Annotated in this window: 9 protein-coding genes; 4 read left to right on the top strand and 5 right to left on the bottom strand. The window is 42.3% G+C overall.

Annotation, left to right across the window (positions count from 1 at the left end):
• The 3 genes from FC07_RS11950 to FC07_RS11940 all read left to right on the top strand — a co-directional run.
• A partial coding sequence (locus FC07_RS11950; protein WP_235807509.1) for a Cna B-type domain-containing protein occupies positions 1 to 1,368 on the top strand: 1,368 nt, incomplete at its 5' end.
• Positions 1,369 to 1,608: 240 nt separating this feature from the next.
• On the top strand, positions 1,609 to 2,955 hold the full coding sequence (locus tag FC07_RS11945; RefSeq protein ID WP_057905325.1) for an MFS transporter: 1,347 nt from the start codon (positions 1,609 to 1,611) through the stop codon (positions 2,953 to 2,955).
• A complete protein-coding gene (locus FC07_RS11940) occupies positions 2,945 to 3,355 on the top strand; it encodes a MerR family transcriptional regulator (RefSeq protein WP_057905324.1) in 411 nt (136 codons plus the stop codon). The genes FC07_RS11945 and FC07_RS11940 overlap by 11 nt, the downstream gene beginning before the upstream one ends.
• A 227-nt stretch (positions 3,356 to 3,582) precedes the next feature.
• On the opposite strand, the gene FC07_RS11935 is transcribed toward FC07_RS11940, so the two are convergent.
• The 4 genes from FC07_RS11935 to FC07_RS11920 form a co-directional block, all read right to left on the bottom strand.
• Complete coding sequence (locus tag FC07_RS11935; RefSeq protein ID WP_057905323.1) at positions 3,583 to 3,939, bottom strand: type II toxin-antitoxin system YafQ family toxin; 357 nt, start codon at positions 3,937 to 3,939, stop codon at positions 3,583 to 3,585.
• Complete coding sequence (locus tag FC07_RS11930) at positions 3,936 to 4,217, bottom strand: type II toxin-antitoxin system Phd/YefM family antitoxin (RefSeq protein ID WP_057905322.1); 282 nt, start codon at positions 4,215 to 4,217, stop codon at positions 3,936 to 3,938. Before FC07_RS11930 ends, FC07_RS11935 begins: the two co-directional genes overlap by 4 nt.
• A 176-nt stretch (positions 4,218 to 4,393) precedes the next feature.
• A complete protein-coding gene (locus FC07_RS11925) occupies positions 4,394 to 5,365 on the bottom strand; it encodes an AEC family transporter (protein ID WP_057905321.1) in 972 nt (323 codons plus the stop codon).
• A 24-nt stretch (positions 5,366 to 5,389) separates the two neighbouring features.
• Positions 5,390 to 7,033 carry a malolactic enzyme gene (locus tag FC07_RS11920; RefSeq protein ID WP_057905320.1) on the bottom strand — a complete coding sequence of 548 codons (1,644 nt, stop codon included), beginning with the start codon at positions 7,031 to 7,033 and terminating at the stop codon, positions 5,390 to 5,392.
• Between the two features lie 153 nt (positions 7,034 to 7,186).
• Here FC07_RS11920 and FC07_RS11915 point away from each other — a divergent pair, with 153 nt between their 5' ends.
• Complete coding sequence (locus FC07_RS11915; protein WP_057905319.1) at positions 7,187 to 8,086, top strand: LysR family transcriptional regulator; 900 nt, start codon at positions 7,187 to 7,189, stop codon at positions 8,084 to 8,086.
• Positions 8,087 to 8,490: 404 nt separating this feature from the next.
• Here the strand turns inward: FC07_RS11915 and FC07_RS11910 are convergent.
• Positions 8,491 to 8,872: hypothetical protein (locus tag FC07_RS11910; protein ID WP_235807508.1), on the bottom strand; the 382-nt coding region annotated here is incomplete at its 5' end.

Genomic DNA, 8,872 nt, shown 5'->3' with positions numbered 1-8,872 from the left:
CAAATTGATCAGCATGATCAAGGTAACATTATGATTACAAATACCCACCAGCCAAGTGTGACTAAAGTTAGTGGGACTAAAAAATGGGATGATAATCAGAATCAAGATGGGTTGCGACCAAAGGCGGTGACCATCAACTTGTTAGCTAACGGCCAGCAAGTTGCTCAAAAACAAGTGACTGCCACCGATCATTGGCGCTATCATTTTGATAATTTGCCAGCGTACCAATCAGGCCAAAAAATCCATTATACGATCACAGAAAACACCGTTAAAGACTATACCACTGAAGTTAAAGGAACCACTGTGATTAACCACTATACACCAGCAAAAACCGGTGTAACCGTTACGAAAGCTTGGAATGATCAGCAAAATCAGGATGGTCTACGTCCAAAACAGATCGATGTTCAATTATATGCCAACGGTAAAAAGTCTGGAACACCGATAACGTTAAGTTCAGATCGAAATTGGACCTATACATGGACTGATTTAGCGGTGAAACAGCATGGTAAACAAGTTAAGTATGTGGTTAAAGAAACTAAAAAGATACCAGGCTATACCACACATATTAATCGTCAAAATCAAGGCAATATTATCATCACTAATACGCATCAACCAAGTGTAACTAAGGTTGCTGGGACTAAAAAGTGGGTAGATCATGCTGACCAAGATAGTTTACGTCCAAAGACGATTACGGTGAACTTGTTAGCTGATGGCAAACGAATTGCCCAAAAACAAGTAACGGCCAACGATCATTGGCGCTATCAGTTCAAGCAGTTACCTAAATATCAGGCTGGTAAGCAAGTAACTTATACGGTGACGGAAAATACAGTTAAGCAGTATTCAACTCAAATTCAAGGCTTTAATTTAATCAATCGTTATACGCCAGCTAAAACGAGTGTCACGGTTACGAAGTCTTGGAACGATGGTGCTGATCGAGATAAGTTACGTCCGGAACGGATCAAAGTACAGTTATATGCGAATGGTAAAAAACAGGGACAACCAGTTACCGTGTTGTCAGATCAACAATGGACGTATACTTGGTCCGACCTGGATGCAAAAGCAAAAGGGCAGTTGATCCATTATACCGTTCAGGAAGTTGGTCAAGTGAAAGGTTATACAGTAACCGCTGAAAATAATGATCACGGGGATCTGATTCTTACCAATACGCATACACCAACAACACCAAATACGCCATTTAATCCCGAAACGCCTAAGCCAGGTGAAATCATCAATTGGTTGATTAAAAATCATATTTTACCGCAAACTGGTGAACAGACAACAGGCTGGCTAACGATAGTAGGCGTACTGCTATTACTTGTATTAGCTGCGTTCGGAATCAAAAAACGATTAAGTCGTAAGATACAGTAACAGTTATAATTAACTCATGGCAGGACCTTAATCAAACTGTGTCATAAATATTAAAGAAAAGGTGTCAATTACGGACGTTTTAAAGTTCATAATTGACGCCTTTTTATGTTTTGGAATGAAGTGCAGTTTTCCAATCTTTTTATTGATTTAAGCTTTTTTCAGAAAAGTGCTTGCCTTGCAGTTACTGCAAGGGGCTAACATTCTTTTTGTTGAGAAATTAAAACGAAAAGAGGTACTTTGATGAAACAAACAAAATTCGGCATGGTGTTGCCCGTTATTTTGATCAGCTATTTTATGATCTTACTGGATAATTCCATTGTCTTTACCAGCACTGTTAAAATGGCGGCTGATTTAAACTTAAATGCGCAAACCTTATCTTGGGTCACCAACGCTTACGCCTTGACCTTTGGCGGTTTGCTAATGTTAGGCGGCCGAGCAGGGGATATTTTTGGGCGCCGGCGGGTGTTTTTACTTGGTTTATTGATTTTCACCGTTGGTTCCTTGTTGGTGGGATTAGCCACAAATGGGACGCTATTGATTGCCATGCGTGCTTTACAAGGTGTAGGATCAGCGATTTTAGCGCCAACGACACTGGCCTTATTAATGGACCGTTATCGTGGCCTGATGCGCACCCGAGCGATTATTTACTACGGCGCCACAGGGGGCTTAGGCGCCAGCTTCGGTTTGGTGATTGGCGGTTTGATTGCCAGCTACTTGTCTTGGCGGGTTGGCTTTTTATTAAATGTGCCGATTGGCATTGTGATGGCTTTATTGACGTTGAAATTTGTGCCAGCTAGCCAACCAATTACTGGCAAGATCGATTGGCTAGGCGCACTATTTTCAGTGATTGGGATCATTGCCTTGGTTTATAGCATTAATGGTGCTCAGCGGCCTGTTTTAACGGCCATTATCGCAGTTGTTTTCTTAGCGTTATTCATTTGGCAAGAACGACGCACAGCCCAACCAATGATGCCCTTACGATTATTTGCAGATCGTGAACGCAGCAGTGCTTATCTGGCCCGCTTCTTTTTCCTAGGCGCGATGATTTCTTACTTTTTCTTAACGCCACAGGCCATGCAGCACGTCTATCACTTTACCCCGCTAATGGCAGCGTTAGGCTTTTTACCAGAAACAGTGCCACAGTTCATTTTTGCCACGTTAGTTTCGCGCTTAAACTATCGCTTTAGCAACGGCCAAATTATGTTGGCCGGCACGTTGATCACCACGTTGGGCTTGGTGTTGGCAGCGGTAGTGCAAGTCCAAACAGGATACTTCTGGGCCATTGCGGTACCAATGGTGATCATTGGGATTGGGCAAGGCTTTACGCTGAGTCCGTTGACCGTTTCTGGGGTGGCCCATACGGATCCTGAAATCGCTGGGTCGGCTTCTGGGGTGGTGAATACCGTTCATCAAGTGGGCAGTTCATTTGGGCTTTCCGTGATTACCTTGTTAACCGCAAACCTGGTGAGTCCTGTTGTATCGTATAATAAAGCTGTCTGGATCATGGCCTGGTTCATGGTCATTGCATTATTCGCAGTCATCAATATTCAATTTACTCATAAAGGGGCTGAAACAAATGAACATTAAAGAAGCCAGCCGGCAAACCGGCGTTTCATCGGCGGCCATTCGTTATTATGAAAAAGAAGGGTTGATTCCACCAATTGATCGCAGCGAAGTGGGAAATCGGGAAATCGATGCTCGAATTATTCGCCGCATTAATTTCGCCAAACAAATGCGCAGTGCTGGGATGACCATTGAAAACTTACGCAAGTACATTCAACTATTTGATGCGCAAGAAGATAATACCAAAGAACAAATTAATTTGTTGCAGGAACAACTAGCTGAAATGGAAGAACGGCGGGATGATATTCAAGCTGCCATCGACCATTTGCACTATAAATTGGACCATTATGAAGATCATATGATGACTACTGAGGCAGAATTGAAAGCCTTAGAACGGCAACATGATGCGGCACAAAAGGATTAAACAAAAGCGTATTTATAACCTCAAAATAAAACCGTGAGTAGCGCATCATTGAAGTGACTGGCGTTTTGAAAACGACATACTTTTATCTTTTTCGTCGAAGTCAAGGTTGGCAGAAAATCGTTTCTGCTCCTAAATGAAAAAGTCCGAAAATTCAGCATGTTCTGAATTTCTGGACTTTTTATTTTGAGACTAAAATGATGACTCGGCCAGACGATACATGACCGCTCTTATTTATCATTTTTTCGATAACGTTTAGATCGATTTTGCCCAGGAAATAAACGCTCATGTGACCCCACGCGAATTCCGATTAAGATGAGGTCATCTTGATCAATCGTATAAACAACCAGAACATCGTTCGTTTCGTTTGGTGTTCTGTTTTTCGGTGTATCTCGTAAATGAAATTCATGATAACCGTTCAGTCGTCGATTAAGCACATGATCTTCAAATTCTGGTGGCAATTGATGAAGTTCAAGCAACAGGTCGATGGCTGCTCGAACTTCATCAATAATCGTTTTGTCTAAACTGGCTAACCGCTTGAGGTCGGCATTAAAAGTGGCACGTGGTTTAAATCTTAGTTTTTTCATGCTTTAAATTGATTCCAATAATCATCATTTGATGCCACAATTTCATCATCAGGCAAAACATGTCGCTTAATTAATTGATCACGTGCAATGGCATATTCTAATGAGTCTTCTTTTGCTTTTAATGCTCTTTCTAGCCAGTCCAATTTTTCCTGTGAAATGATGGCCACTGCGCGACGATTTGAGCGTGCAATATAAATGGTTTCATCTTCATCGTTAACTTGATCTAAATATTTTTTTAAGTTAGCGCGGAAATCACTTTGTGTTAATGCCAATGTCATATGACCACCCTCTCTGTACTTAATATTGTACTTTATTTTGTACTTAAAATCAAAAGATTCAGTTAGAAGGAAACGTGTCGTGAGGCCTTGCTGGGCTGGTGCCATTAATAAAAAATTCCCCAAGACGCCGTTTTTGAGTCGTCTTAGGGAATTTTGTTGATACATAAAGACAGATTTTACAAGTATTGCATTAACGTCATTAAAACAGGCACCACCACAATGAACAAAACGGTACTGGTGGTCACCACATTGGTGGCGTATTTTACATCGCCGTGGGCTTCATTGGCTAAAATTGGCAGAACAGCTAACATAGGTGTGGCTGACTGGACAATTAAAGTTTGTGACGCTAAAGTTGGGAAGCTGGCACCGAAGTGGCCGGCAATCAACAAGACTAAAATCATAATAATTGGCGATAAGATGAAGCGACCGAGTAGGGCCATCACTGTATCCCGATCAAAGCGAATACTTTTCAGGCCAGCATCGGCTAACACGATCCCGATGTAAATCAGGGAAAGTGGTGTGACTAAATTTCCCACGTAAGTCAACGTTGAGCTAATAAAGGAAATCTGCATAATCGGAATGTTTAGCAGTAAGAAGATCAAGGCGACTAAGAATCCTACTAATGGCATGGGAATGACCTTTTTCCAGTCGACTTGGTGTTTCGTTTTTGCTTTTGATTGAGTGGGATCATCATTTGAAATCAAGAATACCCCAAAGGCCCAAGTTGAAACGGTGTTTACAATGTAATACACCAAGAAATAAGTCAAACTCTTATCACCGAATAAGGCAATATTTAACGGTAACCCAATGAAAATCGTGTTGGCGTTGACCATGGCGTTAATAAAGATTCCTTTACGGCCGGGTCGGACCTTTAGTAATTTTACCAATGCAAAGGCCAATAAATAGCCAATAATCACTGCCAAAAAGGCATAAGCTAAGTAGCCGGCAAAAGCAGCTAGCTGGCCGCGGGTCAAACGACTTAAAACGGAAACAAAGATCGAAGCGGGCAGTGCAATATTTTTAATAAATTTAGAGATCGTGCCGCCAAAACGGTCATCAAACCAACCAGTACGGCGCAGGATAAAGCCTAATACCATGATTAAAACAACCACTAAGACGCTTTGAATTGAATTCCAGAGGACGAGCATTAGTTTCACTTCCTACCTATATATTTAAGCGAACGTTACTTTTCCATATTTCGGAACCCATTTCAAATCAGCCACCGCTTGTTTGGCGTCGCTAATAGGTTCTTTGTTTAAACCTTGGTCTAAGACACTTTGGGCTACTTTTTCAGCTAAAATTTGTGAGAATTCGGCGAGCTTTGCCACAGGTGGTAAAACAGCCGCCCCTGGTTGAGTGGTGTCCACAATACCACCTAAGGCGTGAGCCGCGGCCGATAAAGTTTCATCAGTTAAACGGGTTGCCGTTGCGGCCATTAAACCAAAGCCTAAACCAGGGTACATTAAGGCGTTGTTGCCTTGGCCGATATCGTAAGTCACACCTTTATAGGTCACGGTATCAGCGGGAATCCCGGTGGCCACTAAAGCGCGGCCGTCAGTCCATTTGATCAAATCTTCAGCTTTTGCTTCAGCTAGTTTCGTTGGATTTGACAATGGAAAAATAATCGGACGGTCAGTATGGGCGGCCATGTCTTTGACGATGGCTTCTGTAAAGGTACCCGGTTGGGTGGAGGTACCAATTAAAACGGTTGGGTGCACCGCTTTAACCACTGCTGCCAAGTTGGTTAAGGTTTCGGGATGTTCAAATTCAGTCCGTTGCCGGGTAAAGTCTTTTTGGGCAGGGGTTAAGCCTTCTGTGTCATCGAATAATAACCCTTGCCGATCCACAGCATAGAAATGTTGTTTGGCTTCTGCTTCTGTTAAACCAGCTTGCATCAGTTCATTTTTGATTTGGTTGGCAATCCCCATACCAGCAGTCCCGGCGCCAAAGGATAAGAAGGTTTGATCCTTAATACTTTCGTGAGAAATGTTTAAAGCACCTAAAATACCCGCTAGGACCACCATGCCAGTGCCTTGAATGTCATCGTTAAAAGTGGCCAATTGGTTTTTGTATTTGTCTAAAATGGCTTGGGCGTTAGCGCGACCGAAGTCTTCAAAATGGAGCAGTGCTTCTGGAAATAGCTGTTTCACGCTGTTAACGAAATGATCGATCACCACATCATAAGCAGTGCCGGTGATCCGTTGGTGGCGATTACCCAGGTATAACGGATCAGCTAACAACGTTTCGTTATTGGTGCCGGCGTCAATACTAACCGCTAATACTTGGGCTGGGTCAATGCCAGCGGCGGCGGTGTACACCATGAGCTTACCAACCGCAATGTCCACCCCATTAACGCCCCAGTCGCCCATGCCTAAAATCCCTTCAGCGTCGGTGACAACGACTAAGCGAATATCTCGACCTGCAGCGGCATTTTTCAATGTTGCTTGGACATCATCCGGTGCATCCACGGAAATAAAAGCGGCGTTTTGTGGGTTAGTAAACAGTTCATTGTATTGTTCAATAGCGTCAGCCACTACGGGATCATAAACGATGGGCATGAACTCAACAAGGTGTTGGTCCATTAGGTAGAAGAACAACGTCCGATTTTCATTGAAAATGTTCATTAAAAACAAGCGTTGTTCTAAGCGGTTGGCTTTACTTTGGAATTGGGCGTAGGCTTGAGTTGCCTGTTCATCAATGGTTTGGACTTGTGTTGGTAACATGCCAGTTAGGCCTAATGCTTGGCGTTCTGCTTGGGTGAAGGCTGTGCCTTTATTTAAAAACGGATTATTTAAAATTTCAGTTGCTTTTGTCATTAAAATGACCTCGATTCATTTGATTGATTTTTGGATTGCTTTGTTTCAACAAGACCTACTTTAAATCATGGAGAATCTTATAGTCAAATATATGTTATACTATCAATAATATTAATAATATCCGATAAAATGCTGTTATAACAGGGGTTAAAAATGAACACAAAAGACTTGGCTTATTTTAACGATTTAATTTCTCAAAAAAGTTTTTCAAAGGTCGCGCAAAACTTTGGTGTCAGTCAGCCGACAATCACCATGGCCATCAAGCGGCTTGAAGCCGATTTTGGGGCACCGCTGGTCATTCGAGATCGCGTGCACAATGCGATTCATGTGACGCCTAGTGGGGAACAGTTGGCAGTCCATGCCAAAGTAATTTTGCGGGAATTGGATTTGGCCCATCAAGAAATTATCAATTTAACGCAAAATCGTTTGGTCCTGGGATTGCCGCCGATTATTGAAAATTATTATTTTCCGAAAGTCAGTGCCCGCTTAGCAGCCGCCGGGTTGTTGGACAGTTTAGAAACCGTCGAAGGGGGCTCGATTTGGTTACGACAGGCGGTGCGCAACGGTCAGGTCGATATGACTTTATTAGGTTCAGTTGAACCACTAGCCTATCAGGATCTGGTAGCCGAAGAATTTGACCGCCAACCGTTTTGTATTTATGTCTCAGCTGAACATCGATTGGCCCAGCGCAAACGGATTTACTTTAACGAGTTGCGGGGTGAGGATTTTGTGTTTTTTAATAGTAATTTTATTCATAACACGGCCTTTACGCAGTTAACTCGGCGCAATCATTTTCAGCCGAAAATCGTCTTTCGTTCCAACGATATGCACGTGTTAATGAAGCTGGTGGCCGAGAACATTGGTGTGGCTTTTTTAACCAAAATTATTGATCAGCCCGCTGAAAATGTGGTGCGGCTAGACTTACTTGATCCGGAACCGCCAGAATTTATTACTAGCATTGTGTATCGCACCAACCACCTTCTTACGCCTCAGCAGGCCCAGTTACGCCAAATTTTGCACGAAGCTTTAGATCAGTCCAAAACCAACTTTTGATTTAGATACGTCAGTCATCATTCATTGATATTTTCAGATATTTATAGATGAAATGGGTACGATAAGGTAGCAAGTTACACCAATTTCTGCATGACGACTATTTGATAACGCAAAATCGATCTGGATTCAGGAATAAAAAGATAATATCGGTTTACTATACAAATATTCCAATGGTCGTCTGATACAAATCGGTAAACTGGTTGCTAGCTGGCACCTGAATCAAGCTAAAGTGCTTCTAGAGCCAAAATGCCGGATGGCTGACGTGTTTTTTGTTACAAGCTGTTATGAATCAGCGAATTATCAGCAGTTCAAAAAATAGTAGCGTATTTCGAATTGGAATCATAATATCAGTCATAAAATAAAAAAGTGCTGTCAAACGCTTCAATACGTTTGACAGCACTTTTTTATTTTGATTCCGGTTGTAGTAGTTGTTCGACCGCAGCTGCGACTGACTGCAGCGAACCTACTTGAGTTGTGTGCCACTCCAGTAAAACTTCAGTTAAACCTGCGGCAATGAAGCTGTTTGTATAACGCAATCGATTAGTCTGTGCAGGTGCGGTTAATTGGGTTAGACACGCTTTCGCGCTGGTGGTTAATAAACCAGTTAATTGATTGTCTAACAATGTATTAAAAAGTGGGGCTTCACGTTGATAAAAGTCAAAGAAAAGGCTGACTAAGGTATGGATCGTTAATGGCTGTTGCGCCAGTTCCTGTTGAAAAGCTATGAATAGTTGGTCCCCTGTCAATAAAATAGACAATTTAAATAGAGACTTTTTTGTCCTATGC

The organism is Loigolactobacillus bifermentans DSM 20003, assembly GCF_001434575.1.
Classification (GTDB): Bacteria; Bacillota; Bacilli; order Lactobacillales; family Lactobacillaceae; genus Loigolactobacillus; species Loigolactobacillus bifermentans.
Note: the sequence above shows the minus strand (reverse complement) of the source record. Positions and strands in the feature narration are given on the sequence as shown.